This is a genomic window from Xenophilus azovorans DSM 13620 (assembly GCF_000745855.1).
In the GTDB taxonomy this organism is placed as follows: Bacteria; Pseudomonadota; Gammaproteobacteria; order Burkholderiales; family Burkholderiaceae_C; genus Xenophilus; species Xenophilus azovorans.
On record NZ_JQKD01000017.1, the window covers coordinates 59,171 to 85,012 of the forward strand.

The 25,842-nt window shown below is 66.1% G+C and carries 24 protein-coding genes; 13 read left to right on the forward strand and 11 right to left on the reverse strand.

The window, feature by feature from the left end:
• Nucleotide 1: 1 nt before the first annotated feature.
• Nucleotides 2-1,330, forward strand: coding sequence for an MgtC/SapB family protein (locus Q392_RS11070; RefSeq protein WP_245610697.1), 1,329 nt, complete (start codon nt 2-4; stop codon nt 1,328-1,330).
• Nucleotides 1,331-1,343: 13 nt separating this feature from the next.
• Here Q392_RS11070 and Q392_RS11075 read toward each other — a convergent pair whose 3' ends face one another.
• The 6 genes from Q392_RS11075 to Q392_RS11100 all read right to left on the reverse strand — a co-directional run bounded on the left by Q392_RS11075 (nt 1,344) and on the right by Q392_RS11100 (nt 8,200).
• Nucleotides 1,344-2,159, reverse strand: a complete 816-nt coding sequence (locus Q392_RS11075) for a crotonase/enoyl-CoA hydratase family protein (protein WP_038206497.1) — start codon at nt 2,157-2,159, stop codon at nt 1,344-1,346.
• A gap of 74 nt (nt 2,160-2,233) precedes the next feature.
• Complete coding sequence (locus Q392_RS11080) at nt 2,234-3,382, reverse strand: acyl-CoA dehydrogenase family protein (RefSeq protein WP_038206499.1); 1,149 nt, start codon at nt 3,380-3,382, stop codon at nt 2,234-2,236.
• A 50-nt stretch (nt 3,383-3,432) separates the two neighbouring features.
• Nucleotides 3,433-5,154: an AMP-binding protein gene (locus Q392_RS11085; RefSeq protein ID WP_038206502.1), complete on the reverse strand. Its 1,722-nt coding sequence runs from the start codon at nt 5,152-5,154 to the stop codon at nt 3,433-3,435.
• A gap of 29 nt (nt 5,155-5,183) precedes the next feature.
• Nucleotides 5,184-6,005, reverse strand: a complete 822-nt coding sequence (locus tag Q392_RS11090) for an enoyl-CoA hydratase-related protein (protein ID WP_051953293.1) — start codon at nt 6,003-6,005, stop codon at nt 5,184-5,186.
• Nucleotides 6,006-6,010: 5 nt separating this feature from the next.
• Nucleotides 6,011-7,195, reverse strand: a complete 1,185-nt coding sequence (locus tag Q392_RS11095; RefSeq protein WP_038206505.1) for an acetyl-CoA C-acetyltransferase — start codon at nt 7,193-7,195, stop codon at nt 6,011-6,013.
• A 117-nt stretch (nt 7,196-7,312) separates the two neighbouring features.
• Nucleotides 7,313-8,200 (reverse strand): gamma-glutamyl-gamma-aminobutyrate hydrolase family protein, encoded by an 888-nt coding sequence (locus tag Q392_RS11100; RefSeq protein WP_038206507.1) that lies wholly within the window; start codon nt 8,198-8,200, stop codon nt 7,313-7,315.
• A 358-nt stretch (nt 8,201-8,558) separates the two neighbouring features.
• Here Q392_RS11100 and infA point away from each other — a divergent pair, with 358 nt between their 5' ends.
• The 4 genes from infA (at nt 8,559) to Q392_RS11120 (ending at nt 12,351) form a co-directional block, all read left to right on the forward strand.
• A complete protein-coding gene (infA, locus tag Q392_RS11105) occupies nt 8,559-8,810 on the forward strand; it encodes a translation initiation factor IF-1 (protein ID WP_038206511.1) in 252 nt (83 codons plus the stop codon).
• A 266-nt stretch (nt 8,811-9,076) separates the two neighbouring features.
• Nucleotides 9,077-9,709, forward strand: coding sequence for a response regulator (locus tag Q392_RS11110; RefSeq protein ID WP_038206515.1), 633 nt, complete (start codon nt 9,077-9,079; stop codon nt 9,707-9,709).
• A 309-nt stretch (nt 9,710-10,018) separates the two neighbouring features.
• Nucleotides 10,019-11,218: a tyrosine-type recombinase/integrase gene (locus Q392_RS11115; RefSeq protein ID WP_003056225.1), complete on the forward strand. Its 1,200-nt coding sequence runs from the start codon at nt 10,019-10,021 to the stop codon at nt 11,216-11,218.
• A complete protein-coding gene (locus Q392_RS11120; RefSeq protein WP_003056224.1) occupies nt 11,215-12,351 on the forward strand; it encodes a PDDEXK nuclease domain-containing protein in 1,137 nt (378 codons plus the stop codon). The genes Q392_RS11115 and Q392_RS11120 overlap by 4 nt, the downstream gene beginning before the upstream one ends.
• Before the next feature lie 45 nt (nt 12,352-12,396).
• Here Q392_RS11120 and Q392_RS31890 read toward each other — a convergent pair whose 3' ends face one another.
• Both Q392_RS31890 and Q392_RS11125 read right to left on the reverse strand, forming a co-directional pair.
• The gene (locus Q392_RS31890; RefSeq protein WP_003056223.1) at nt 12,397-13,185 is read right to left on the reverse strand and encodes a hypothetical protein; all 789 of its coding nucleotides are present in this window, start codon (nt 13,183-13,185) and stop codon (nt 12,397-12,399) included.
• Nucleotides 13,186-13,191: 6 nt separating this feature from the next.
• Nucleotides 13,192-14,094, reverse strand: a complete 903-nt coding sequence (locus Q392_RS11125; protein WP_003056222.1) for a WYL domain-containing transcriptional regulator — start codon at nt 14,092-14,094, stop codon at nt 13,192-13,194.
• Nucleotides 14,095-14,183: 89 nt separating this feature from the next.
• On the opposite strand from Q392_RS11125, the gene Q392_RS11130 reads away from it, so the two are divergent.
• The 5 genes from Q392_RS11130 to Q392_RS11145 all read left to right on the forward strand — a co-directional run bounded on the left by Q392_RS11130 (nt 14,184) and on the right by Q392_RS11145 (nt 19,814).
• Complete coding sequence (locus Q392_RS11130; RefSeq protein WP_003056221.1) at nt 14,184-15,377, forward strand: anti-phage 6A-MBL system MBL-fold protein; 1,194 nt, start codon at nt 14,184-14,186, stop codon at nt 15,375-15,377.
• Complete coding sequence (locus Q392_RS31895) at nt 15,374-17,629, forward strand: anti-phage 6A-MBL system cap2_3 protein (RefSeq protein ID WP_011517546.1); 2,256 nt, start codon at nt 15,374-15,376, stop codon at nt 17,627-17,629. The genes Q392_RS11130 and Q392_RS31895 overlap by 4 nt, the downstream gene beginning before the upstream one ends.
• 45 nt (nt 17,630-17,674) lie before the next feature.
• Nucleotides 17,675-18,745, forward strand: coding sequence for a ComEC/Rec2 family competence protein (locus tag Q392_RS11135; RefSeq protein ID WP_003056219.1), 1,071 nt, complete (start codon nt 17,675-17,677; stop codon nt 18,743-18,745).
• Nucleotides 18,746-19,121: 376 nt separating this feature from the next.
• A complete protein-coding gene (locus tag Q392_RS11140; RefSeq protein ID WP_003056217.1) occupies nt 19,122-19,472 on the forward strand; it encodes a DUF2958 domain-containing protein in 351 nt (116 codons plus the stop codon).
• 63 nt (nt 19,473-19,535) lie between these two features.
• Nucleotides 19,536-19,814, forward strand: a complete 279-nt coding sequence (locus Q392_RS11145; RefSeq protein ID WP_003056215.1) for a hypothetical protein — start codon at nt 19,536-19,538, stop codon at nt 19,812-19,814.
• 142 nt (nt 19,815-19,956) lie between these two features.
• Here Q392_RS11145 and Q392_RS11150 read toward each other — a convergent pair whose 3' ends face one another.
• Both Q392_RS11150 and Q392_RS31900 read right to left on the reverse strand, forming a co-directional pair.
• Nucleotides 19,957-20,256 (reverse strand): hypothetical protein, encoded by a 300-nt coding sequence (locus tag Q392_RS11150; protein ID WP_003056213.1) that lies wholly within the window; start codon nt 20,254-20,256, stop codon nt 19,957-19,959.
• Nucleotides 20,257-20,403: 147 nt separating this feature from the next.
• Entirely contained in the window at nt 20,404-20,667 is a 264-nt protein-coding gene (locus tag Q392_RS31900) for a hypothetical protein (protein WP_012204589.1), read from the reverse strand.
• 525 nt (nt 20,668-21,192) lie between these two features.
• Between Q392_RS31900 and Q392_RS11155 the strand changes: the two genes are divergently transcribed.
• The 3 genes from Q392_RS11155 (at nt 21,193) to Q392_RS11165 (ending at nt 24,434) form a co-directional block, all read left to right on the forward strand.
• Nucleotides 21,193-22,020 carry a DUF932 domain-containing protein gene (locus Q392_RS11155; protein ID WP_003056211.1) on the forward strand — a complete coding sequence of 276 codons (828 nt, stop codon included), beginning with the start codon at nt 21,193-21,195 and terminating at the stop codon, nt 22,018-22,020.
• Nucleotides 22,021-22,095: 75 nt separating this feature from the next.
• On the forward strand, nt 22,096-24,162 hold the full coding sequence (locus Q392_RS11160) for a ParB/RepB/Spo0J family partition protein (RefSeq protein ID WP_003056209.1): 2,067 nt from the start codon (nt 22,096-22,098) through the stop codon (nt 24,160-24,162).
• 62 nt (nt 24,163-24,224) lie between these two features.
• On the forward strand, nt 24,225-24,434 hold the full coding sequence (locus Q392_RS11165; RefSeq protein ID WP_003056207.1) for a hypothetical protein: 210 nt from the start codon (nt 24,225-24,227) through the stop codon (nt 24,432-24,434).
• Between the two features lie 130 nt (nt 24,435-24,564).
• Here the strand turns inward: Q392_RS11165 and Q392_RS11170 are convergent, their stop codons facing one another.
• Complete coding sequence (locus tag Q392_RS11170; protein WP_011517543.1) at nt 24,565-25,083, reverse strand: GNAT family N-acetyltransferase; 519 nt, start codon at nt 25,081-25,083, stop codon at nt 24,565-24,567.
• Nucleotides 25,084-25,842: the final 759 nt, after the last annotated feature.

A 25,842-nucleotide genomic window follows, 5' to 3' on the forward strand; every position in this document is an offset into this window, starting at 1 on the left:
CGTGCCCGGCCCGTCGATCCAGATGGCGCAGGGCGCCGAGTGGCCCTACCTCGAGATCCTGCTGCGGCTGGCGCTGAGCCTGTCGCTGGGCCTGCTCATCGGCCTGGAGCGCGAGCGGCGCGGCAAGGAAGCGGGGCTTCGCACCTTCGGCTTCATCTGCCTGCTGGGTGCGCTCGGCGGCCTGCTGGGCGTGCGCTTCGCGCTGCTGGTGCTGGCGCTGGTCGGCGTGCTCGCGGTGCTGCTCAACGTACAGACGCTGCGCGCCGGCCAGGGCGCCGAGCTGACCACCTCGGCGGCGATGCTCGTGACCTGCCTGGCCGGCGTGCTCTGCGGCCAGGGCCACACCGTCTCGCCGGCCGCCGTGATGGTGCTGGCCACGGCCCTGCTGGCCTGGAAGGAGCGGCTGGCCGGCTTCTCGGCGGGCCTGAGCGAGAGCGAGATGCGCTCCGCGCTGCTGCTGGCGATCCTCGCCATCGTGATCTACCCGGCGCTGCCTGCGGGCACGGTGGGCCCGTGGAACCTGGTGGAGCCGCGCGCGGCGTGGGTCACCGTCATCCTCATCGCCGGCATCGGCTTCGCCAACTACATCCTCTGGAAGCTCTACGGCGCGCGCGGCACGGAACTGTCGGGCTTCCTCGGCGGCCTGGTCAACAGCAACTTCACCGTGATCGAGCTGTCCTCGCGCGTGGTCGCCACGGGCGGCCGCTTCATCGGCCCGGCCTACCGCGGCATCCTGCTGGCGACCACCGCGATGGTGGTGCGCAACGCCGGGCTGCTGCTCATCCTGGCGCCGCTCGCGCTGCTCGGCGCCTCGGCGTCCTTCGGGCTCATGCTGCTGGCGAGCGGCGCGCTGGCGCTGCTCAGCTATCGACGCGGCGCGCCGCAGGCGGCCGAGGCGCAGGCGGTGGACATCCAGCTCGACCTGCCGTTCTCCCTGCCCCTGGCGCTGAAGTACGGCGTGGTGTTCCTGATCCTGCACATCGTGGGCGGACTCACGCAGCAGCACTTCGGCGATGCGGGTTTCTACGTCGTGAGCATCGTCGGCGGCCTGATGTCCAGCGCCAGCGCCATCGCCGCGGCGGCCACTCTCGCCTCGCAGGGCAGCCTGTCGCCCGGGACCGCCGGCATCGGCGCGGTGCTCGCGTCGCTCACCAGCCTGGGGTTCAGCATGTCCTTCGTGCTGCGCACGCGGACGCCGGCGCTGATCGGGCGGGTGAGCACGGCGATGCTGTGCATCGCGGCCGCGGGCGTCGTCGGTCTCGTTGCCTGGCATGTCGGCCAGCCGCTGGCGGCGCGCCTGGTGCCGGCGCTGGCCGGCCTGCAGGGCTAGCCTGCGCCGGTCCTCAGGCCGGATCGGCGAAGCGCGCCGCACGCTTGTCCATTCCCGCGCGCACCGCCTCGGCCTGGTTGGGGCTGCCGATCAGCGCCTGCTGCTCGCGCGCCTCGGCCAGCAGCACCTCGGCCGGCGAGGCGGTTTCCGCCAGCGCCATCAGCCGCTTGGCGGCGCGGACCGCGTGCGGGCTGCTTGCGGCGATCTGCCGCGCCAGCGCGCGTGCATCCTCCAGCGGCGCGGCGCTGGTGCGGGTGACCAGGCCGAGCGCCGCCGCCTCGGTGCCTTCGACGATCCGCCCGGTGTAGACCAGCTCGCGCAGCACGTCGCCGCGCACGAGCGGCGCCAGCAGCGCGCAGCCGGCCATGTCGGGCACCAGGCCCCACTTGATCTCCATCACGCTGAGTCTCGCGTCGGGCGCGGCGATGCGAACGTCCGCGCCCAGCGCGATCTGCAGACCGCCGCCGAAGGCCGCGCCGTGCACGGCGGCGATGACAGGCACCGGAAGCTCGCGCCAGCCCCAGGCCACGTGCTGGAAGCGGTTGGCCAGGCCGTGCGTGCGCTCCTCCAGCGTGCCCATGCCCTGCCCCTGCGCGGCGCCGGCCATGCTGGCCATGTCCAGCCCGGCGCAGAAGGCGCGGCCCTCGCCGTGCAGCACCACGGCGCGCAGGCCGCGCGCCTCGCGCAGCCGGGCGATGATGTCGTTGATGGCGTCGAACATCGCCGGATCGAGCGCGTTCATCTTGTCGGGGCGGGCCAGCATCACGTCTGCGACGCCGGCGTCGTCGATGTGCAGGCGCACGCGGTCGGGATCGGGAGAAGCGGTCATGCGGCGTTCCGGCAAGGAAAGCGGCCTTTGTAGCCATCGGCCGGCGTTCGGACAAGCGCGGGCTGTCGCCGACCTCACAGCGCCCGCGCGATCACCTCCTTCATGATCTCGCTGGTGCCGCCGTAGATGCGCTGCACGCGTGCGTCGGCATACATGCGCGTGACCATGTACTCGTTCATGAAGCCGTAGCCGCCGTGCAGCTGCACCAACTCGTCGAGCACGCGGCCCTGCGCCTCGGAGCCCCACAGCTTGGCCATGGAGGCGGTGGCGGTGTCGAGCGTGCCGGCCACGATCTGCTCCACGCAGCGGTCGATGAAGGCGCGGCCGACCATGATCTGCGTCGCCACCTCGGCCAGCTTGAACTTTGTGTTCTGCATCTCGGCGATGGGCTGGCCAAAGGCCTTGCGTTCGCGCACGTAGGCCAGCGTGGCCTCGTAGGCGCCCTCCATGCAGGCGACGGCCGCCAGGCCGATGATCAGCCGCTCGTAGGGCAGGTCGCTCATGAGCTGGAAGAAGCCCTGCCCTTCCCGGCCGCCCAGCAGGTTCTCCGCCGGCACGCGCACGCCGTCGAAGAACAGTTCGGAGGTGTCCTGCGCCTTCATGCCCATCTTGTCGAGCACGCGGCCGACCTTGAAGCCCTCGCGGTCCTTCGTCTCGACGATGAGGATGGAGGTGCCGCGCGCACCCTGCGACGGGTCGGTCTTGCACACCACCAGGATCACACCGGCGAGGTAGCCGTTGGTGATGAAGGTCTTGCTGCCGTCGATGACGTAGCCGTCGCCCTCGCGCACGGCCCGCGTGCGGATGCCCTGCAGGTCGGAGCCGGCGCCGGGTTCGGTCATCGCGATGGCGCCGACCAGTTCGCCGCGCGCCATCGCCGGCAGGTAGCGGCGCTTCTGCTCCTCGGTGCCGTGGTTGAGGAAGTAATGCGCGACGATGGAATGCACCGAGTTGCTCATGCCGGTGAGGCCGCGGCGCGCCATCTCCTCGTGGATCACGGCCTCGTGGCGGAAGTCGCCCCCGCCGCCGCCGTATTCCTCGGGGATGTCGGTGCACAGCAGGCCCAGCTCGCCGGCGCGGCGCCACAGGGCGTGGCCCACGTGGCCGCGCTTTCGGGCCGCCTCGTCCTGCGGCTGCATCTCGGACTCGATGAAGCGCACGGCGGTGTCGCGCAGCGCGTCCAGCTCCTCGTTGCGCCAGGAACGCTCGAACTGCAATGGCATGGTGGTCCTTGTCGTGAAGTTCAGGCGCCGGGCCGGCGGGGCGGACGTCCTCAGGCCGTGGGCAGCACGTGGTCGCGGTACTGCTCGCGCAGCTTCGTCTTGAGCAGCTTGCCGGTGGCGGTGTGCGGCAACTCCTCGACGAAGACCACGTCGTCCGGCAGCCACCATTTGGCGATGCGGGTGGCGAGGAAGTCGAGCACGGACTGCTTGTCGACCGCCTGCCCCTCGCGCGGCACGACGATCAGCAGCGGCCGCTCCTGCCACGTGGGATGGGCGACGCCGATGATGGCCGCCTCCGCCACGCCGGGATGGCCCATGGCGGCGTTCTCCACGTCGATGGAAGAGATCCACTCGCCGCCGGACTTGATGACGTCCTTGGCCCGGTCCACCAGTTGCAGGAAGCCGTCGGCGTCGATGGTGGCGACGTCGCCGGTGCTGAAGAACCCTTCCTCGTCGATGGGCGAGCCGCCCTCGCCCTGGAAAGCGCCGGGCCGCCCCAAGCTTTCCAGACCCCCTCGGGGGGTGGCGGAGGCAGCGCCTCCGCCTGGGGGCTCTTTGAAATAGCCGCTGGCGATCCACGGCCCGCGCACGCGCAGGTGGCCGCGCGATTCGCCGTCCCAGGGCTGCACCTGGCCCGCATCGTCCACCAGCTTGAGGTCCACGCCCCACACGCCGCGGCCCTGCTTGAGCTTGACCTTGACCAGCTCCTCCTCGGGCAGATCGTCGTGCCTGGCCAGCAGCTTGCTGATGACGCCGATGGGGCTGGTCTCCGTCATGCCCCAGCCCTGCGTCACCTCCACGCCGAAGCCGCGCTCGAAGCGCTCCAGCATCGCGCGCGGGACGGCGGCGCCGCCGATGCCCACGCGCCGGAGGCTCAGCGCGCGCGGGTCGATCCCGGGGTTCGCGTCCAGGTACTGGAACAGCATCAGCCACACGGTGGGCACGCCCTGCGAGAAGGTGACGCGCTCGTCCCGCATCAGCTCGTACACGCTTCGGCCGTCCAGGTGCGGGCCCGGCAGCACCAGCCTGGCGCCCACCATCGCGGCCGCGTAGGGCGCGCCCCAGGCGTTGGCGTGGAACATGGGCACGATCAGCATCAGCGTCTCGCGCGAGCCGATGCCGAAGGTGTCGGGCGCCAGCTCCATCAGCGTGTGCAGCAGCGTGGAGCGGTGCGAGTACAGCACGCCCTTGGGGTTGCCGGTGGTGCCGGAGGTGTAGCAAAGGGACGAGGCGGTGCGCTCGTCGAACTCGGGCCAGGCGAAATCGCCGCTCTGCGCGCCGACCAGCTCGTCCCAGCAGCGCAGGTCGGGTACGTCGATGCCCGGCATGTGCTCGCGCGAGGTCATGCACACGTAGGTCTTCACGCTGCCGAGCTGCGGCGCGAGCTTCTCCACCAGCGGCGCGAAGGTGACGTCGAAGAACAGCACCTTGTCTTCCGCGTGGTTGGCGATGTACGCGATCTGCTCCGGGAACAGGCGCGGGTTGATGGTGTGCAGCACCGCGCCGCTGCCGGAGACGCCGAAGTACAGCGCCAGGTGGCGCCAGCTGTTCCAGGCCAGCGTGCCGACCCGCTCACCGGGCTGCACGCCCAGCGCCGCCAGCGCGTGCGCCACCTGGCACGAAGCACGGCGGATGCCGGCCCAGTCGGTGCGGTGCGTGCCGCCCTCGGGCAGCCGCGAGACGATCTCGGTGCGCGGATGGAAGCGCGCCGCATGCTCGACCAGCGACGAGATCATCAGCGGGCGGTCCTGCATCAGGCCGGAGAGGGTCATGCGGTGCTCCTTGGGTGGGCGTGAGGGGTTCAGCCGCGGCCGGGGAAGCGCGGCGCGCGCCGCTCGCTGAAGGCGCGCACGCCCTCGATGAAGTCGGGGCCGCCGACCAGCGCGCGCTGGCGCTCGGCCTCGTAGTGCAGCTGCTCGGCCAGCGTGCGCGAGGCGGCCGCGTCCAGCGCGCGGCGCGCCTCCAGCACGGCGTGCGCCGGCAGCCGCGCCAGCCGGCCGGCGAGGGCCAGCGCCTGCTCGCGCAGCGCGGCGTCGGGCGCCTGGGCCCAGGCCAGGCCCCAGGCCACGGCCTGCGCGGCGGGGATGCGCTCGTCCAGCAGCGCGGCGCCCAGCGCGCGGGCGCGGCCGGCGCGGCGCTCCAGGAACCAGGTGGAGCCGAGGTCGGGCACGATGCCCAGCCGCGGCAGGAAGGGAAAGTACAGGTACGCGCTCTCGGCCATCAGCGTGAAGTCGCCGGCCAGCGCGAGGCCGGCGCCGGCGCCCGCCGCGGCGCCGTTGACGGCGCACACCACCGGCACGGGCAGCGCCTGCAGGTCGAGGACCAGGCGGTTGGACAGCTGCTGCATGGTGTCGGCCGTGCGCTCGCCGATGCTGCGCGCATCGCCGGGCTCGCCGGCCTCGGCGATGGAGGACAGGTCGGCGCCGACGCAGAAGCCCCGGCCCTCGCCGGTGAGCACCAGGGCGCGCACGGCGGTGTCCTGCGCGGCCTCGGCCAGCCGGGCGCGCAGCTGCTCCTGCAGCGGGATGCCCAGGGGATTGAGCCGCGCCGCGTCGCACAGCGAGAGCACGGCCACCTCGCCGTGCCGGTCCAGGCGCGCCAGGCTGTCAGCGGCATCCGCCATGGCGCTCAGAGCCTCTCGACGATGGTGACGTTGGCCATGCCGCCGCCCTCGCACATGGTCTGCAGCCCGTAGCGGCCGCCGCGCGCGTGCAGGGCATGGACCAGCGTGGTCATCAGCTTGGTGCCGGAGGCGCCCAGCGGGTGGCCCAGCGCGATGGCGCCGCCGTGGACGTTGAGTTTCGCCGGATCGGCGCCGGTCGCCTGCAGCCAGGCCAGCGGCACTGGCGCGAAGGCCTCGTTGACCTCGAACAGGTCGATGTCCTCGATGCGCATGCCGGCCTTCCTCAGCGCCGCCTGCGTGGCGGGGATCGGCGCCTCCAGCATGATCACCGGGTCGTGCCCCAGCACCGTCATGCGATGGATGCGCGCCAGCGGCTTCGCGCCCAGCGCCTTCAGGCCGCGCTCGCTCACCACCATCACGCCGGTGGCGCCGTCGGCGATCTGGCTGGCGGTGGCCGCCGTGCAGCGGCCGCCCTCCTGGATCGGCTTGACGCCGGCGATGCCCTCCAGCGTGGCGTTGAAGCGGATGCCCTCGTCCACCGTGTGCGGCCGGCCCTCGTCCTCGGCGCCGCCGTCGGCGCTGCGCACGGCCACGGGCAGGATCTCCCGGGCGAAGCGGCCCTCCTGCGTGGCGGCGGCGGCGCGGCGGTGGCTCTCCAGCGCGTAGACGTCCAGTTGCTCCTTCGAGAGCCCGTACTTCTTCGCCATCATCTCGGCGCCCATGAACTGGCTGAACTCGACGCCGGGGTAGCGCTGCTGCATCGCCGGGCTCATGTAGAAGCCCATGCCGGCCTTGCGCGGCATCTCGCTGGTGCTGAACATGGGCACGCGGCTCATGCTCTCGACGCCGGCGGCGATCACCACGTCCATGCTGCCGCTCATCACCGCCTGCGCGGCGAAGTGCAGCGCCTGCTGCGACGAGCCGCACTGCCGGTCGACCGAGGTGCCGGGCACCGACTCGGGCAGCGAGGAGGCCAGCACCGCGTTGCGCGCGACGTTGATGCCCTGCTCGGCGGTCTGGCTGACGCAGCCCATGATCACGTCCTCGACCAGCGCCGGGTCGGCGCCGGCGCGGCGCACCAGCTCGTCGATGACCTGCGCCGCCAGGTCCACCGGGTGCCAGCCCGAGAGCTTGCCGCCGCGCCGGCCGGCGGCCGTGCGGGTGGCGGCGACGATGAAGGCTTCTGCCATGGAGGTCTCCTGTCGTTCGTTCGCTGGATGATCATGGGCCCGCGCAGCCCCCACCATAGGCACAAGCCCCGCTTGCCGCCTCGTCCGAAGCGCCGAAAGACGCGGCGCGCCGGAGCGTCAGCGCCGCAGCAGCGCCTGCCGCAGCAGCCGCGAGGCGCGGTCGCGGATGCGGCCCGGCATGCCGCGGTGCGGCCGCTGCGGCTGCACGCGGGCGGTGGCGCAGGCCCACAGGAAGTCGTGCAGGATCGGCGTGTCGTTGATGGTGTCGGTGCTGCCGTACTTGTGGAACTCCGGGTGCCACTGCGTCGCGGCGATGTAGCTCGCGCCCTGGTCCGGCCGGCGGCGGATCGCCTCCGGGATGCGGTCCGGCATGCTCCAGGCCTCCACCTCGAAGCCCGGCGCCAGGTCCTTGATGCCCTGGTGGTGGATGCTGTTGACGCGCGCGCTGCCCACCTCGGGGTACAGCTTCGCCAGCCGCGTGCCGGGCACGATCTCGATGGCGTGGAAGTTCTGGTCGTAGGCCACCGGGTCGCGGTGGCGCAGCGTCTCGGGGTGGCCGTGCTGCGCCTCGATGTCCTGGTAGAGCGTGCCGCCGAAGGCCACGTTGATGAGCTGCAGCCCGCGGCACACGCCGAAGACGGGCTTGCCCGCCTGCGCGAAGGCCTCCACCAGCGCCAGGTCGTACAGGTCGCGGATGCGGTCGCCGATCCAGGCGTCCTTGAGTGGCTCCTCGCCGTAGCTGCCGGGCCAGACGTCGGCGCCACCGTGCATGACGACGCCGTCCAGCCACTCGGCATAGTGGGCCAGGGTGGTGTCGCCGCGCGCGGTGTCGCCGGTCGGGCAGGGCACCATCACCACCATCGCGCCGGCCGACATCAGCCAGTGGCAGATCGACTGCTCGACGTACTGCAGCGTCTTGTTGGTGAACAGGGAGCGATCCGGGTCGGCGTGCGAGAAGCAGGCCGAAAGGCCGATCTTGAGGCGGGCGGCGGCAGGCAGGGGCATGCTTGGATAGGTTCCGGCAGCGCCGCCGGAGTTCATCGGCGCATTGTGCGCGCCGCCCCGGCGCCGGGGGGTGTCGGCCGGCCACCCGAACCGCCGACGCTGTGACATCTGCCACGGCAAGGATCGTGCCAGCACGGTATAATTATCCGGTTTCGCTTCCCGCACGACGACTGCGTCGTCTCCCTCACCCGCCGGCCTGCAGCGCCGGGCCTTCGGGCTCCAGCCTGCACCTTGCACACGCTGCATCTGGCGGTTCTCCAGTGGAACGCGCTCCGCCACATGCCTGCCGGCCGCCTGCCGTGGCCGGCCCCGGTCGTTGTCCGCCGCAGCGAATGAATTCTCTGAAAGGACACAGTACATGGCCAAGGAAGAACTCATCGAGATGCAGGGCGCCGTCACCGAAGTGCTGCCCGACTCGCGCTACCGCGTGACGCTGGAGAACGGCCACGAGGTCATCGCCTACAGCGGCGGCAAGGTGCGCAAGAACCACATCCGCATCATCCTGGGCGACAAGGTGTCGCTGGAGATGTCGCCCTACGACCTGACCAAGGGCCGCATCACCTTCCGCCACCTGGAGCGCCGCGGACCGGCGCCGAGCGGCGCACGCTGAAACAGCGCACACGCCGACACCACGAAGGGGCCTCGCAAGAGGCCCTTTTTTCGTCATGAGGTCCGGACCGACGGACATGCCGCGTCTTCGCGCAAGGCGCCGCCGCATCGGCATGCAGGACAACGCCCCGACCTGCGCCGGAGGGCGTCGCGCACGCGCCTGCGGTGGCATGCTGCGCGTTGGCCCTCCCCGGCCGCCGGGCATGGGCGGGCCCGCACAGGGGGAGAGCAACTGACACAACACCAACACTGTCCGGAGGTACATCCATGATCAAGATCGGTATCGTCGACGACCACGCCGTGGTGCGCGCAGGGCTGCGCGATTTCTTCGCCACCCATGTGGACCTGCGCGTGGAGGGCGAGGCCGCCTCGGGCCGCGAGGCCATCGACCTGGTGCGCAGCACCGAACTCGACGTGCTGGTGATGGACCTGTCCATGCCCGGCCAGAGCGGCATCGACGCGCTGGCCATGATCCGCGCCAAGGCGCCGGACGTGGGCATCCTGATCCTCAGCGCCTACCCCGAGGAGCACTACGCCATGAACCTGATCCGCCAGGGCGCCAGCGGCTACCTCAACAAGGAGTGCGACCCGGAGGAGATCGTCAAGGCGGTGCGCACCATCGCGCTGGGTCGGCGCTACATCACGCCGGCCGTGGCCGACCTGCTTGCCAACCAGCTCGGCAAGAAGGAGAGCACGGCGCCGCACGAGCAGCTCTCGGAGCGCGAGTTCCAGGTCTTCCTGCGGCTGGCCAAGGGCGAGACGGTGGGCAAGATCGGCGACGACCTGTCGCTGTCGGTCAAGACCATCAGCACCTACCGCACGCGGCTGATGGAGAAGCTGAACCTGCAGACCAACAGCGACCTGACCTACTACGCGATGAAGGCGCAGCTCATCGACTGAGCCATCGGCCCGCCTTCCGCGACAACGGCCCCTCCGGGGCCGTTTTTTCATCGCCGGGCCGCCCCAAGATGAAAAAGCATCCCCTCGGGGGATCGGACAAGCGCGAAGCGGTTGGCCGAGGGGCCATTTTTCATTTCACCATGACTCCAGCACCGAACTTTGCTGGACTACGCCGAAGCCCGATACAGCAGGTTTATCAATAACTTAGGCGAGTCCAACATATGCCGGTGCTTTCCGAAACCTGACCCGGCTTCCCCTCTGATGGCCCCTACATGGCTCTTGGGAATCGGGTCTTTCCGAGGAGTCATCGTGGCAAAACTCAAGCTCACCAAGTCCGCAGTCGATGCGGCACAACCCCAGGCGCAGGCCGTCGAACTCCGGGACACGCTGGTGCCCGGCTTCCTGTGCAAGGTTACACCAGCGGGCCGCAAGGTGTTCATGCTCCAGTACCGCACGAACGCTGGCGAGCGGCGCAAGCCCGCCCTGGGCCTGTACGGGGAACTGACCGTCGAGCAGGCCCGCTCGCTGGCCCAGGAATGGCTGGCCGAGGTGCGCCGGGGCGGCGACCCCAGCGCGGCCAAGGCCGCCGCCCGTTCAGCCCCCACGGTCAAGGAGCTGTGTACCAAGTTCATGGAGGATTACTCCAAGCAGCGCAACAAGCCCAGCACCCAGCGCGGGTATCAGGCCGTCATCGACCGCTGCATCGTTCCGATGCTGGGCCGTTTGAAGGTCCAGGACGTGAAGCGCCCGGACGTGGCCACGGCGATGAAGAAGATGGCGCACAAGCCGGCCGAGGCCAACCGTGCTTTCAGCGTGATGCGCAAGATGTTCAACCTGGCCGAGGTGTGGGGCCACCGGCCTGACGGCACCAACCCCTGCCGCCACGTCCCGATGTACCCCAACGGCAAGGCCACCCACCTCATCAGCGACGAGGACATGGGCAAGCTGTTTCGGCGACTGGAGCACATCGAAGCCGAGGGTCTGGAGAACTACGTCATCCCGCTGGCGATCCGCCTTCAATTCGAGTTCGCCGGCCGCCGCTCCGAAATCGTGACGCTCCGATGGGATTGGGTGGACCTGGACAACCGCCGCGTGGTCTGGCCGGACAGCAAGACGGGCGGCATGTCCAAGCCCATGAGCGAGGAAGCCTATCGACTGCTCTCGACGGCGCCACGGCAGGAAGGCACTCCCTATGTGCTGCCGTCTCCAAGCCATCCCGGCAAGCACCTGACCACGGGCGAGTATTACGGCGGCTGGAGCCGCGCCCTCAAGGCGGCGGGCGCCACGCACGTCGGCACGCATGGCATCCGCCACCGCTCCGCGACCGACATTGCCAACTCGGGCATCCCGGTCAAGGTCGGCATGGCGCTGACGGCGCACAAGACCGTGGCGATGTTCATGCGCTACGTCCACACCGAGGACGATCCGGTGCGCAAGGCGGCCGAGCTGGTGGCGAACCGGCGCAAGACGATCACCGAGGCGCAGCGGCCTGCGGAGGTGGCTGCATGACCAAGAAGGCGCCTGCGATGGCGGGAGTCGCACCCGCCGCCGTGCCTGCCGGCTACGCCGGCATCCACGGCGGCATCGTGGATCTGCTCGATGCCGCGCGCCAGACGGCAGCGCGCAGCGTCAATGCGCTGATGACGGCCAGCTACTGGGAGATTGGCCGCCGCATCGTGGAGGCCGAGCAACAGGGCAAGCGGCGCGCGGGTTATGGCGAGCAGTTGATCGAGCGGCTGGCAAGCGACCTCACCCAGCAGTTCGGCCGTGGCTTCAGCCGTCAGAACCTGCAGCAGATGCGGTCGTTTTTTCTGACCCGGCCAATTCGCCAGACAGTGTCTGGCGAATCTTCCCCGGAGCCAGTGCGGCCTTGGCGGCTGGACGAGCTGGCGCAGGTCTTCACGCTGCCGTGGTCGGCCTATGTGCGGCTGTTGTCGGTCAAGGACGAGCATGCGCGCCAGTTCTATGAAGCCGAGGCCTTGCGCGGCGGCTGGAGCGTGCGCCAGTTGGATCGGCAGATCGGCAGCCAGTTCTACGAGCGCACGGCGCTGTCGAAAAACAAGGCGGCGATGCTGGCCAAGGGCGCGGTGGCCAAGCCCGAAGATGCCGTCGCGCCCGGCGATGCCATCAAAGACCCCTATGTGCTGGAGTTCCTCGACCTCAAGGACGAGTATTCGGAGTCCGATCTGGAGGCCGCCTTGATCCGGCGGCTGGAAGACTTCCTGCTCGAATTGGGTGAAGGGTTCACCTTCATTGGACGGCAGCGGCGCTTGCGCATCGACCAGACCTGGTATCGGGTGGACTTGCTGCTGTTCCATCGCAAGTTACGCTGCCTGGTCATCATCGACCTGAAGCTGGGGAGTCTGACGCATGCGGACGTGGGCCAGATGCACATGTACTGCAACTATGCCAAGGAACACTGGGCCTATCCCGAGGAGAACCCGCCGGTGGGGCTGATTCTTTGTGCCGACAAGGGGCTCGCCCTGGCGCGGTATGCGCTGGAGGGCTTACCCACCAAGGTCATGGCGGCGAACTACCGGATGGTTCTGCCGGATACCGATGTGCTGCAAAAGGAACTGGAAAGCACGCGGCTCTTGCTGGAGTCTCGCGGAACGATTCGTCCCAAGACGTGGAAGCGGTAGACACACCTGCGGAGCTATACGCCTGTTTGGAGATTGGGCAGAACCTCAGTCTGTAGTCGGTTTTACGGCTTTCTTCCGTGAGGAGGAAGAAGGCAACGACGGCAAACATTCAAACAAACGTTCCGCATAGACGAATCCCATCCGCCTTACTGCGTCCTGATCGAAATACAGTAGCCATGCGGCAAGTAGCGCCAGCGAAATGAGCAATGTCAAGCCTGCGGCAAGCCCTGGATCGGCAAGGTGCACCAAGTCAAATTGGAGAGGTGCTACCTGCAAAATCTTTGCAATCAACAATCCGTAGACGACGCCCATGAGGCACGACAGGATACCGACAGGCTTCATCGCCAGCATGTTGCGATGAAATCCATAGGCGATGTTCTCTTTCAGCAAGAGCTGCTTGTTGGAACGCGTGAGTTCGCGAAGCCGCTTAGTGGCACCGATGTAGATGTCGTCTGCCTTGTCTGGGTTTGCTGATTCTTCTTCTGCCGTTGGCATGGCGATACCCAACTTGGCAGTGATCGCCGTGTGATAACGCTGCTTGCTGACACCATCAAGGAACTTGTCGCGGTGGCGTAGTGCGATGGTCGTGGGCATGCCACCCCATTTTGAGACCAGCATCTCTTCAAGTTTTTTACCACGTCCGCGCGCTACGCTCGCGAGTGCATAGATAGCGCCGCAGCCGCCCAGCAGGCCGATCACACCTGTAAGCACAGGGTGCCGAGCCCCGTAGACGCACAACAGCGGCACCAGCACGGGTAAGGCCACAAGAAGGCCAGGGATAACACGTGCCTTGCGCTCGTAGGGGTCTTTGACCAGTTCAAAAATTGTTGTCATGTGAAGTCAGGCCTGTGCCGCCAAGGCGTCGATATAGGGTTGGATTTCATCGCGGTTTTTTAGCGTGATCTGCTGTGCGAGGGGGTCTGGTGCTTCCTTGGTATGCAAACCCAAACGTCTCAGCGTGTAGTACAGAAACGCTTGGCGGCATGGAAGTTTGACCTCTCCATCTTCCATGCCGTAGTCCAACTCTAAGACTCGTTTCTTGGCTGCAGGCAAATCGGGATGCGGTGCAAGTACCAGCGTCAATACAGTTTGCCAATGCGAATCTTGGTTGGAGTCCACTTGGGTCGCCTCGAAGCCATCGATGCGCAGGATTCGAGCAAGGACGAAATCGCTGAAGCGCTGGCGCTTGTGGCAAAACGCGCGCATGTGCCAGCGAAAACCGTCATTGCCAAGGGCGTGGGGAGACAGCAAGCGAACCGATTCATCCAACGACGTCATGGACTGGTAGCTCACCAGAATGGATTCCTGCTGGCGGATTGCGCGCACCACTGCTTCGACGGTCTGCTCATTGATCGTGCGCCAAGGGGACGGGGCCCAATCTGTCTCCGGCGCGGAGCCGATGAAGCTGGCCGTCGGCTCGACAATTCCCATCTTTGTCGCTAGCAGTTCTGCTAGATAGCGTTGCGCCGAGCTTCGTTGGTAAAGCGGGTGAAAACTCTGCGCTGCCGTGTAGGTCTTGGAGCTGCGGTCGTAAGTCAGGTTGCTCGGCGCCAACTCCATGTACTTGGAAATGTCCAGCGATGCCTGCGGGACCGAAATACCAAAGTGCTCGGTGAGATCCATCCGGTTGATGCGCCGCTCCCAGCGCAGACGGAAATCGATGAATTGAAGTCTGCTCTCCAGCCCCCAACTTAGCCCCTTAGGCTCAGCAGGTTCGGCGGCAGGAACGGAAGGTTTTTGCATCAGTCACGCCTAAAAAGTAGACGGATATAAAAAATCGTCGTACATTAACTATACGCGATCATCCTTCGGTCGTCTACCCGGAGACCCCAGTGCCTACAACCATCACGTTTTTTCCCGTCGACAACGGGGACATGACCCTCATCAAGTTCGGCGATCTCGACGCGACGACTCTGCTGATCGACGTAAACATCAGGCAAGACGCCGACGACCCTGACGGGGAGGCGCGCGATGTCGCCAAGGATTTGCGCGAACGACTGAAGAAGGATGAGAACGGCAGGCCGTATGTCGATGCGTTCCTGCTGAGCCACCCGGATCAAGACCATTGCCGAGGGTTGAAGCGACACTTCTACCTAGGGCCACTCGACAAGTACCCGGACGACAAGAAGGACGACAAGGACAAGAAAATCGTGATCCGCGAGATGTGGTCGTCCCCGATCGTGTTTCGACGCGCCAGCAAGACGCACACCTTGAGCGACGACGCCAAGGCATTCAACACGGAGGCGCGTCGGCGCGTGCAACTGAACCGTGACAAGAATTTCGCCGTCGGGAACGGTGACCGCATTCAGATCATGGGCGAGGACATCGACGGAAAAACCGATGATCTCACTTCGATTGTGCGGAAGGTGGACACGCGCTTTTCAACGATCAATGGCAAGAGTTCCGCATTCTTTTCTGCGTTTCTTTTGGCTCCACTGGACGCCCAGGATGACGAGGAAGAGGAAGAGTGCCTGGTCAAGAACCAGTCCAGCGTTATTCTGAACATCACGTTGGCGGCTGACGCGCAGACGCCGGATGGTGCGAAATTCCTTACTGGTGGCGATGCTGAGGTGTTCATCTGGAACCGCCAGTGGCAACGCCACAAGGCTGAAGCAGATGTGCTTGAGTACGACATCATGCAGGCGCCTCATCATTGTTCCTGGCATTCGCTGTCCTATGACAGCTGGTCCGACTACCGTGAAAAAGCCAAGCTCGATGCTGATGCTCGCAAGGCGCTTTCGCAGACCCGTGACGGCGCCGTCATCGTCGCCAGCTGCAAGCCGATTGCAGATGATGACAGCGATCCGCCCTGCATCCGTGCGAAGCGTGAGTACGTGACGATCGTGGACGAAGCAAAAGGCGAGTTCTACTGCACAGGCGAGTACCCCAGCGAAAAGTCCGTGGAACCGCTCGTTTTCACCGTAACCGCTCAGGGTGTGCAACCTCCCTCGAAGAAGGAGTCCGGATCGAAGGCCGCTGCCGTGGTGACCTCTGCGCGCACCCCCATGCCGCACGGAGCATCATGACGGGCACCATCGCAGACGCACTGCATCAACTTCAGCGGCATCGAGGCCTTATCCGCGTTGGCGAGCCAAGGACAACTGGTGCATCGACGGAGATTGAAGTCGATGTTGCGGTCCAACTGCCGAACAGGTCTCGGCGCAATGGTATCTCTGAGACCGGAGTGCGCACCGTCGAGACGTGCGTGCTGGTATTCGGTAGTGACTGGCCCCTGTCTGCACCCGAGCCCTTCTTACGTGCGGACTTCCCGCTCAACTTGCCGCACATCAACCCCCATCGCCAAGGCGAGTTAGTCTCGCCGTGCCTATTCGAAGGGTCGTTGAACGAGCTGCTGCATCGGTTTGGCCTGGACGCCGTTGTCGATCAGTTGATCGACTGGCTGCACAAGGCCGCGGCCGGAACACTCCTGGACCTGGAGCAGGGGTGGGAACCAACGCGCCGAGACAGCTGTCCTTCGACCGTTGTATTCAGTGCCGAGAAGGTCGCGGCCGCCGCTCCCGCTGACGGCACGATTCTGGTGGTTCCCGCAGGCTACGTGACGATCGATGGCGGTCTGTACGCCATCATCAACGCCGAACTGACCGCACAAGTCGATCCTGTGTTTTATCAGGATGTTCACAACGACAAGCTGGGCAAATGGGGGAACGGCCATGCCGCGGCCTTCATCGCGCGCGCTCCGATGACCGACGGCCTCCCGCATGTGATCGGACGCTATCAACCAGAGACAGTTGTCGATCTCGCGACGCTGCTCGATCGAGCAGCGGAGCTTGGTATTGATCGCGACGCTTTGGCCCAGGAAGTGGACGGTTATTTCGGACGCTCAATCCTGGATATGCGACAGGACTCGCATGGCTGGGTGCATGGTTTGTACGCGATTGTGATTCTGGCTGTGCAAAGGCCAGCGTCGCTTGTGGGCTCGCCAGGGAGGAGTGTCGAGGTATTGCCCTATGTGGTGCGCTATGAACTCAACGCTCAATCGCTCCTGGAGCGTAACGCCACGGTTCACCCGGCCTTTCACGCGCATGCGTTGTCTCCTGAACTGCTGGCAAGGACGTCCGGCATTCCATACGCAGCCACATCACAGCCGCTGGTCGTGCTCGGCTGCGGAAGCGTGGGATCGAAAGTCGCGATGCAACTGGGGCGAGCGGGCTTTGGTTCGATGACTTTCGTCGACAACGAACCCATGTCGCCTCACAACGCCGCGCGGCATGCACTCATTGAGCGGGCATCAGTTCTGGTTCCGCCTCGGAAGTCGGCGCTGATGAAGACAGCCTTTGAATCGCTGTCGCATCTTCAATCGCGAGCGTTCGACACCGACGCAGTGACTCTTTTGGTCGATCCGGAACAGTTTGCGGCAACCGTTCCGCAGGATGCGGCCCTCATCGTGGATGCGACGGCGTCACTTCAGGTGCTGGCTGCAGAAACACAATCGGCAGCGTTGGATCAATCCCCAGCCCGATTGGCACGGATCGCGATGTATGGTCAGGGGCGCTGTGTGGCGGTATTGCTCGAAGGAGCTGGCCGTGCCGGCCGAGTTGACGACCTCACGGCGTTCTTGTTCGAGTGCTGCCGGTTTGCACCGGAACTGCGTGCGTCGATTGCCGGCGAGACGTCTGAGCCGACTCGGATTTTCGTGGGTGACAACTGTCATTCGCTGACGATGCCTATGTCTGACGCCGTTGTTTCGCGGTCGACGTCACTGGCCGGCCTGCAACTGGAACGATGGCTCGTTGATGGGCTTCCGAAGGAAGCGACGCTTTGCGCCGGAATCTCAGATGCCGAAGGCCTTGGAATGGCATGGACCCGCGCCAGCCTTGGCCCGACCACTGCGCTTGAAGTCGCAGACGATGGTGGCTGGAACATTCGGGTCCTGTCCCCAGTTGCGCAAGCAATCCATGCTGATGCGCTGCGCTGGGGTGCTCTGGAAACAGGCGGCGCCTTGATCGGCCGCATCTCGTTTGAAAATCGAACCATCACCATTGCAGGCCTTGTTGAGGCACCGCCTGACAGTGTTCGAGAGGCCGCCCGCTTCGTCCTCGGAACCAACGGGCTTGTTCAAAATTTGCGCGCCGCAAACGCGGCCTCTTTGGGGTATCTCGCCTTTATAGGAACGTGGCACAGCCACCCGAAAGGCGGCGCACATTCGGGTATCGACCGAAATACATTGCGCGGCATCGCCGAGGATGCTGGCGGCCTTCCGGCCGTGTCGTTGGTATGGACTCCGACAGGACTCACGTGTGCGGTGGATCGCTGGTAGGTGCAAAGCCACCGGCACTTTGTTGGCATAAAACAAGAGGGATGTATGGCTGACTACTTCGAGATCGACTTTCTTGGCGTCGAAACAGCGAAAAGCGGGGACGCGATCACGCTGCGCTACTCGGTGAATGGCACCGAGGGCGTGCACGTTGTTGACGGTGGGTATCTGGATACGGGTGATCAGATAGTCGAGCATCTGAAGACGTACTATGGAACAACAGTCATCGACCATGTGATCCTCACGCACCCAGATCGCGATCACGCCAACGGACTACGAAAAGTCCTGGAGCAATGCACGGTCAGGAATCTTTGGATCAACCGGCCGTGGATATACGCGGACCAGTTGATCGATCGCTTTGAGACCTATGAATCGGTTGAAGCCCTGCGACGGAAGTTGCGCTCAATCTACGATGCCACGGCAATTCTTGAGGATATTGCGGTGGAGAAGGGAATTCCAATCCATGCCCCCCTTCAGGGGCAGAGCATCGGTCCGTTCGCGGTCATGGCACCTACCCTGGGGCGCTACTTGGACCTGATCGTGGACTCCGCGAAGACACCGGAAGCTGTCGAAGAAAGTGCTTTTGATAGCGCGCTGAGCAGCATATTCCGGGCAGTGAAGGCCGCGACCGCCTACATCAAGTCCCTGTGGGGCGAGGAATATTTCCCGCCTGAGCCGACCAGTCGTGAGAATGAAATGAGTGTGGTGCAGTCGGCTGTCTTGAACGGTCATCGCGTCATGCTTACTGGCGATGCCGGGCGTGAAGCACTGCAGGAGGTGATCGACTACGCACCTTTCGTGGGACTCGCGCTGCCAGGTATTCGGTATTTCCAAGTGCCCCATCACGGCGGGCGACACAACGTTTCGACCGAAGTCTTGGATCAACTGCTCGGCCCACGGTTGAACAGTATGCCGGACAAGCACCATTGGAATGCCATATGCAGTTCTGCCAAGGCGGATGAGGATCATCCGCGGAAGTCGGTGATTCGCGCCGTATTGCACCGGGGTGGGCACTGGGCGGCAACTGAAAGCCAGAACATACGCATCGGGGCAGGCATCACCCGCGATGGCTGGGTGCCGATTCCCCAGGCGGCGTATCCGGAAGATCAAGAAAATTGACAGCGCCTGAAGGCCAGCACCACTTTTCAACTGCCTGCTGGCAACTTGGCCTGCATCCCGACGTTCCTTCGTCGGGCTCATGGGCTGCGCCCCGAGCTTCGTGCCGAATCGCAGTCATCCGGCTTCAAGCCCGGACGCTCTGATCTGGACTGACGCTTCGGACCTGCGCGCTACGCTTGTCAATACCGGGGTGGCTGCGTGGTGAGGTGTGGCGGCTTGCTGTTCCCTTCATCGTGCCACGGCGTGCTCGCCGTCAATGACTGCGCACCTTCGGCGCTTGCGGCCTGGCGGCCGTCTTCGATCTTTGACTGCTTGCGCTGCGCCGTGCCCTGCAAGGGCTGGGCAATTCCGCCCGGTAACCTTACAGGAGTTCACCATGAACCACGCATTCATCACGGACGAGCAGCGCATCGTGCTGCTGGCCAACGGCCGCGAATCCTTGGAGAACCCGGACTTCGATCCGGCCCCAGTGGTCAAGCTGTTCACGCCGGATGCCGGCGCGACCTGGCTGCTGACCGAGATTGATCCCGATGACCACGATCACGCCTTCGGTCTTTGCGACCTGGGCCTAGGGATGCCGGAAATCGGCTGGGTCAGTCTTTCCGAACTGGCGACCGTGCGCGGGCGGCTGGGCTTGCCGGTAGAGCGGGATCTGCACTTTCGTGCCGAGAAGCGGCTGAGCGCCTATGCGCGCGATGCGCGGCTGGCGGGGCGTGTCGTTGTCTGACCTGGTTCTGGGGCGCCGCAAGGCGCTCCTGAGCGTTCTCAATCATTTCAGGAGGTCAAGGCCATGAGCAGCCACCACGACTACATCCTCGAAATCACGGCAGAGCATGATGCGTTCAAGCCGTTCCCACCGGAGAACGGCCAGCCCTTGCGCTTTGCGCTCGGCGACGCGGTGATCTATACCAACGAGTTTGGCGCACAGTTCCGGTGCCGCGTCACCGGGTTTTATCGTCCCAGCGGACTTTCGGGCCTGTACGCGCGCGGTGCGCGCTACCTGCTGGACTCGTCATCGCCGTGGATGCCGGTGTCGGAAGCCAGCCTGCGCCCCGACGACCCGGCCTGATGCCTTCGCGCCCCTGGCGGGGCGCTGCGCGCTGCGCTTGCCTCCAGGGGAAAGCCCTGCGGGCTATCCCCGCCGCGCAGGCTTGGCGCCCCTCTCGCGCAGCGAACCGGCTGGTGCCGGATCGCTCCCTTCATGCCGGACATTACGATGGCACTTCGGGCGTGGGTGTGTCGGGTTCGTAGTCGCCCAGCCACTCGAAGAGACGTTCGATATCGCAGTCCAGCTGGTTCAGCGTGGCCTGGGCCATTGCGTACCAGGTGGTGCCGTCGTCCGTTTCTTCGGAGGCGGACAGCAGGACGTTGAGCTGTGCGCGCCGTCCCAGCAGGCGCTGCATCTCGTTGCCTACCGTCTTGCGGTCGGTGGTCCAGATGAGGGTCGGCAGAAAGATGCCAGGCCCTTCTGCTCCAGGCGCAGGCGTTCCGGGTTGCATGGGATCGCTCATGGTGGTTCTCCAGAAGGTGGAGATTCCACGGTAGGCATTGGCCCGTGACCGGGCCACTCGAAATTCGCGCTATTTCGGGGGGATTTCGGGATCAGCGCCGATCGGCCGTGGCGCAGTCATGCGGGCGGGCTGCCTTTGAGCCGGTGCTTACCAGGGCTTCCAGCGCCGCTGGGGTGTTTGCGGCACGGCGCCGAGCAATTGGATCGGCGGCAGTGCATGGGGCGCATTGTTCCTGGGGAAGCGCCGGCGCACTTCGCATTCCAGTTCGTGCGCGAGGCCGCGTGCGTCCTTCTCGCCGCGCAGTGCCCGTTGCCGCCAGTCTCGGGCCTGGGCCATCAGTTCATCGTCTTGTAGGGCTCGTATGTCCATGCCATTGCCATTTTGCCGATGGCTGGGTGGGTAGCTGTCCACGGGGATTTCATTGAAGTCATGTGGGCGTCCCCGGCCACCTGGGAGATGGCCGGTCGCGCTCTCGTGCTAGCGCATCGAGCCGCCTGCGGCGTCTCGCCCCCTTCGGGCTTCGATCGTTCCCTCACTCCGTTCGGCTGACGCCTCCGGCCCGGCTTCCAGCTTCGAGCCTGCGCGCTTCGCTTGCCGTGCGGTCGGCTTGTGGGATGGCCGTTGCCATGTCCAGTCCTCTTCCCTGACTTCATCACCTTGTCCGCGACTGTAGCCCGCGGCCGTGTGCCGTCAAGGCGCGCAGGGCCGTGTCCTCGGCTGCGCCTGCGGGCCGCCCCCACCCTGCGCTTGTTTCCTTGACGGCCCCCGTCCGCGCGCTCCCTTTCGTCGCGGGCGATGAACTCAGGAAAGACGGTGGCAACAGGGCCAACCGGGTTCCTCGCGCCGACCGCACCGAACAGCCGAAAGGCTGGGCTTCGAATCTTGGAATCCGGTGTGCGGTTTTCTTCAACAGCCTTTTTGTTCAGGAGAAAGACCATGCAACTCGCATCCCGCTTCGCTTCCCATTCCCCCGCATTGCGCAGCGACTCCCCGCTGTCCGATGACCAGATCCGCCGCGTGGCCCCGTCCATCTTCGCGGATGCCCCCCATGAAAGCCGCTCCGAGCGGTACAGCTACATCCCCACCGCCGCCGTGCTGACCGAGCTTCGCAAAGAGGGGTTTCAGCCCTTCATGGTGTGCCAGACCCGCGTTCGCAACGAGGGCCGGCGCGAGCACACGAAACACATGCTGCGCCTGCGCCACGCCAACCAGATCAACGCCCGCGAAGCCAACGAAATCATCCTGCTGAACTCGCACGACGGCACGAGCAGCTATCAATTACTGGGTGGCATGTTCCGCTTCGTTTGCAGCAATGGCCTTGTCTGCGGCGACACCGTGGGCGATGTGCGCGTGCCCCACAAGGGCGACGTGGCGGGCCATGTCATCGAGGGCGCCTATCAGGTGCTGAGCGGCTTCGAGCATGCGCAGGAATCGCGCGAATCCATGCAGGCCATCACGCTGGATGCCGGGGAATCGGAAGTGTTCGCCCGCGCCGCGCTGGCCCTCAAGTACGACGACCCAACCAAGCCCGCGCCCGTCACGGAATCGCAAATCCTGATGCCGCGCCGCTTCGACGACCGCCGCCCCGACCTGTGGAGCGTGTTCAACCGCACGCAGGAGAACCTGACCAAGGGCGGATTGCATGGCCGCGCCGCCAATGGCCGCAGACAGCAGACCCGCCCCGTGCAGGGCATTGATTCGGACATTCGCCTGAACCGCGCCCTGTGGCTGCTGGCCGATGGCATGCGCGCCCTCAAGGCCTGACCCCCTCTGACGTGTTCCCCGCCGGAGGGGCGGTTTCCCCTCCATTCCCTTGTTTCACTTGATTGGAGATTCACCATGAACGCCGTTACTTACACCGAAGCTCAAGCCCTCGACAGCCGCGCAAACGTGCTGCAAGCCGCCGACCCGAGCAAGCACATGATTCTGGTTCCGCTGTCGCGGCTGGTGCTGCGCCCCACGGGCCGCAACGTGCGCAAGACCGTCCCGCGCATGTCCATCCCCGAGCTGGCCGCGAGCATTCAGCGCGTGGGCCTGCTGCAAAACCTGATCGTGATTCCCGCCGCCGATGACCTGCATTACGAGGTGGTGGCAGGTGGCCGACGCTTTGCGGCCCTCAAGCTGCTGGCAAAGAAGCACCGTATCGCCAAGGATTGGGACGTGCCTTGCCTGCAGGTGGCCGATGGCACGGCCCGCACCGCCAGCCTGACCGAGAACGTGCAGCGCGAAGCCATGCACCCAGCAGACCAGTTTGAAGCCTTCGCCGCGCTGGTGGCCGAAGGCCGACCGATTGAGGACATTGCGGCGGATTTCTCCGTTACGCCGCTGGTGGTGCAGCGCCGCTTGAAGCTCGCCAATGTCTCGCCGCGTTTGATGGAGGACTACCGGGCCGATGCCGTGAGCCTCGATCAGCTGATGGCGCTCTCCATCACCGACGACCACGCCGCGCAGGAATGCGCGTTCTACGATGCGCCGCAATGGCAGCGCCAACCCTCGCACTTGCGCGAACGTCTGACGGAGCGCGAGATTGACGCCTACCGGCATCCGCTGGTGCGCTTCGTCGGGCTGGACACCTACGAGCAGGCGGGCGGCGGCATCCGCCGCGACCTGTTCGCGGAGGGCGATGCAGGCGTGTACCTGACCGACGCCGCGCTGCTGGAACGACTGGCGCAAGACAAGCTGGCGGGCATCGCCGCAGAGGTGAAGGCCGAGGGCTGGGCTTGGGCTGATGCCACGCCGGGCGTGACCCATGCCGATCTGCACGCCTTCCAGCGTGCGCCGAGGGAGCGCCGCGAGCCGAACAAGCGCGAAGCACAGCGCATCGAGAGGCTGCAAGCCAAGATGCAGGAGGTGGCCGAAGCCATTGATGCCGCGACGGACGCCGACGACGAGGACAAGGCCGATGCGCTGCAAGAGGAAGGCGAGCGGCTGGGCGAGCAGTTGCAGGCGCTGGAAGACGGCTTGCAGGGGTACGGCGCGAACGTGAAGGCCGCAGCCGGGGCCATCGTCACCATCGGCCGCAACGGCGAGGTGGTGATTCATCGCGGACTGCTGCGCGAGGCCGAGGCCAAGGCACTGCGCACACTGGAGAAGCTGCGCCAAGGGTTCAGCGACCCAGATGCCGCGAACGATGACGAAGGCGAGGACGACGAGCCGCCCAAGGCAGCAGCGATTTCCGACCGACTGGCCCAGCGCCTGAGCGCCCATCGCACCGCCGCGCTGCAAATCGAGGTGGCCCGGCATCCGCAGGTGGCGGTGGCCGCGCTGGTGCATGGCATGGTGCAGACCGTCTTGCAGGGCCGCTACTACGGGCGCGACCTGCCGCTGGGCGTGAGCCTGAAAGTCCAAGACCGGCTGGACGGCATGGCCCCGGACTGGCCCGAGTCACCCGCCGCCGTGGCGCTGCGTGAATTGCAGCAGGCGTGGAGCGGCAAGCTGCCCGAGGACAGCGCCGAACTGTTTGCCGCGCTGCTGGCGATGGAGCAAGGCGAACTGGTCAAGCTGCTGGCCGTGTGCGTGGCTTCCACGGTGGACGTGGTGACGCCTCGCGCCACACCGCACCAGCCCGGCGAGGAACTGGCGCAGGCCGTGGGCCTCGACATGGCCGCATGGTGGCAGCCGACCGCCGAGGGGTATTTCAAGCACGTTCCGAAGGCGGCAGTTCTGCAAGCCGTGGGCGAGTACGCGCCCGATCAGGTTTCCCGGCTGGCGAAGCTGAAGAAGGCCGACATTGCCAGCGAAGCCGAGCGGCTGGCCGATGGCGCGGGTTGGATGCCTGCCATCTTTAAGGTCGAAGGCCCGCAGCAGGCAGTGAAGGAAAGCGCGCAGGAGGCAGGCCCGGAGCAGGACGCCCCGGAGGATGCCGAGGCAATGGCGGATGAACCCGCCGAGGCGCTGGCCGCTTGACCCACGCCGAAGGCAAGCGCCCCGGCTTCGACCGGGGCGCTTCGCTGCAAGGAGAAGCCCCCATGACCCGCACCACCACCAACCGCCCGCGCATGGCGGCGGTCTATGCACCCGGCACGGTGCGCGCCCGCCGCTGGCACGGCGATGGCGACGTGCGCGGCTACCGACCGCCCTCGGGCTGGTCGGCCCGCGCTGACCTCACCGACATACATCCCATCACGGGCCGCGCCTTGCCGCGTGCCGTGTGGTGGATCATCGAAACGAAGGAATGATCATCGTCAGCACCGCGCCCAGGCCGTTCCGCCCTGGGCGCGGTGAAACGCATAATCCGGGCGCGGCGGTGGCCGCGCCCGGTGTTGAAGCCGAATAGCCGGGGCATTACGCCGCCGCCTTCACTGGCACTCAGGCGGCGGCGTTGAAGGCATCGCTGTACTGCGCGATGCCTTCGGGCACTGGCCCATGGAAGGCCAGTGCGAGAAAATAGCCGGGCGGCACGCCCGGCAGTTGCAGGCCCGCATGGGCCTGGAAGCCAAAGCGCCCGTAGTACGCGGGCTCTCCGAGCAGCACACAGCCTTCGGCCTGCATGGCCCGCAGTTCAGACAGCGCCTGTTCCATCAGGCGCGAGCCGATGCCGTGCCCCTGCCTCTGCGGCAGGACGGAGATCGGCCCCAGGCCGCACCAGCCTTTGGCCTTGTGGCCGTGGTCGTTGGTGATAGTCACCGGCGACAGAGCCACATGGCCGACGACCTGGCCGTGTTCTTCGGCCACGATGGAAAGCGTCAGTTCGCTAGCGTCGCGCAATGCACGCACGATGAATTGCTCCGTGTGGCTGGTGTGCGGCGCATCGGCGAAGGCGGCAATGGTCACGGCCTCGATAGCGGCAATGTCGTTCGTGGTTTCGTGTCGTAGCTGGATGGTCATGGTGTTCTGCGTTCCCTGCTCAAAATATAGAACGGCCTGGGCGTGTCGGCGCGTAGCGCCGCCGGGCTTTCGGGCTGCGCCCCGTGCCGACTTCGCTGTCACGGCCATTCGGCTTCAATCCACTCACGCCTTCGCGCCTGCGGCGCTGCGCGCTGCGCTTGCCTCCGGGGGATCGGCGCAAGGCCCATCCCCGCCGCGCGAGCTTGGCGCCCCTCGATGCCGCCGAACCGTCGATGCCGGATCGGCCCGGCCAGCGCCCCGCCGCAATGGACGGAGCTGGCGAACACGCTGGTGCTTGCTGCGGCAGGTTGTGCGAATGCGTGCCGTCCTCAACGCTGGCGGTTCTCGCCCATCACGTCACGAAGGACGGTTCACGGACATCCCGCCCGGCATCGCTATGGAGCTTCCACGCCACGCCTCAAGACCGGCGCCGCAAGGTGCGGCCGGGGCGTTCTCGCTTGTCGTCGGGTGGTTGACCTGGCCCGCGTCAGTGGGCGAGCCGGTGCTGCCTTCGTGCGGGGATGCCGAGCCGGCCCTGCCTCCTTTCGATGCGGTTCGGCCCAAGGCGTCCTTGTGTTGTTGTGAATCCTAGCGGTGGCGCGGCTGCGCCTCGGGCTTCATGGCTGCAACCGTCCGGCGAAAACAATTTCCCCTGCTTTGTCACTGCGTTCGGCGCATTCCTCGCGGGACAAATTCTTTTCGCCTCCCGGCTCTCCACTGCGTTGCGACCGCAAGCGGTGCAGCCCGCCCGTCCCCCGC

What these genes read in the sequence shown, in the direction of transcription:
- Q392_RS11075 (WP_038206497.1), bottom strand. Translation starts at nt 2,159, where the DNA reads ATGACCGCTTCTCCCGATCCCGACCGCGTGCGCCTGCACATCGACGAC.
- Q392_RS11080 (WP_038206499.1), bottom strand. Translation starts at nt 3,382, where the DNA reads ATGCCATTGCAGTTCGAGCGTTCCTGGCGCAACGAGGAGCTGGACGCG.
- Q392_RS11085 (WP_038206502.1), bottom strand. Translation starts at nt 5,154, where the DNA reads ATGACCCTCTCCGGCCTGATGCAGGACCGCCCGCTGATGATCTCGTCG.
- Q392_RS11090 (WP_051953293.1), bottom strand. Translation starts at nt 6,005, where the DNA reads ATGGCGGATGCCGCTGACAGCCTGGCGCGCCTGGACCGGCACGGCGAG.
- Q392_RS11095 (WP_038206505.1), bottom strand. Translation starts at nt 7,195, where the DNA reads ATGGCAGAAGCCTTCATCGTCGCCGCCACCCGCACGGCCGCCGGCCGG.
- Q392_RS11100 (WP_038206507.1), bottom strand. Translation starts at nt 8,200, where the DNA reads ATGCCCCTGCCTGCCGCCGCCCGCCTCAAGATCGGCCTTTCGGCCTGC.
- infA (WP_038206511.1), top strand. Translation starts at nt 8,559, where the DNA reads ATGGCCAAGGAAGAACTCATCGAGATGCAGGGCGCCGTCACCGAAGTG.
- Q392_RS11110 (WP_038206515.1), top strand. Translation starts at nt 9,077, where the DNA reads ATGATCAAGATCGGTATCGTCGACGACCACGCCGTGGTGCGCGCAGGG.
- Q392_RS11120 (WP_003056224.1), top strand. Translation starts at nt 11,215, where the DNA reads ATGACCAAGAAGGCGCCTGCGATGGCGGGAGTCGCACCCGCCGCCGTG.
- Q392_RS31890 (WP_003056223.1), bottom strand. Translation starts at nt 13,185, where the DNA reads ATGACAACAATTTTTGAACTGGTCAAAGACCCCTACGAGCGCAAGGCA.
- Q392_RS11125 (WP_003056222.1), bottom strand. Translation starts at nt 14,094, where the DNA reads ATGCAAAAACCTTCCGTTCCTGCCGCCGAACCTGCTGAGCCTAAGGGG.
- Q392_RS31895 (WP_011517546.1), top strand. Translation starts at nt 15,374, where the DNA reads ATGACGGGCACCATCGCAGACGCACTGCATCAACTTCAGCGGCATCGA.
- Q392_RS11135 (WP_003056219.1), top strand. Translation starts at nt 17,675, where the DNA reads ATGGCTGACTACTTCGAGATCGACTTTCTTGGCGTCGAAACAGCGAAA.
- Q392_RS11140 (WP_003056217.1), top strand. Translation starts at nt 19,122, where the DNA reads ATGAACCACGCATTCATCACGGACGAGCAGCGCATCGTGCTGCTGGCC.
- Q392_RS11145 (WP_003056215.1), top strand. Translation starts at nt 19,536, where the DNA reads ATGAGCAGCCACCACGACTACATCCTCGAAATCACGGCAGAGCATGAT.
- Q392_RS11150 (WP_003056213.1), bottom strand. Translation starts at nt 20,256, where the DNA reads ATGAGCGATCCCATGCAACCCGGAACGCCTGCGCCTGGAGCAGAAGGG.
- Q392_RS11155 (WP_003056211.1), top strand. Translation starts at nt 21,193, where the DNA reads ATGCAACTCGCATCCCGCTTCGCTTCCCATTCCCCCGCATTGCGCAGC.
- Q392_RS11160 (WP_003056209.1), top strand. Translation starts at nt 22,096, where the DNA reads ATGAACGCCGTTACTTACACCGAAGCTCAAGCCCTCGACAGCCGCGCA.
- Q392_RS11165 (WP_003056207.1), top strand. Translation starts at nt 24,225, where the DNA reads ATGACCCGCACCACCACCAACCGCCCGCGCATGGCGGCGGTCTATGCA.
- Q392_RS11170 (WP_011517543.1), bottom strand. Translation starts at nt 25,083, where the DNA reads ATGACCATCCAGCTACGACACGAAACCACGAACGACATTGCCGCTATC.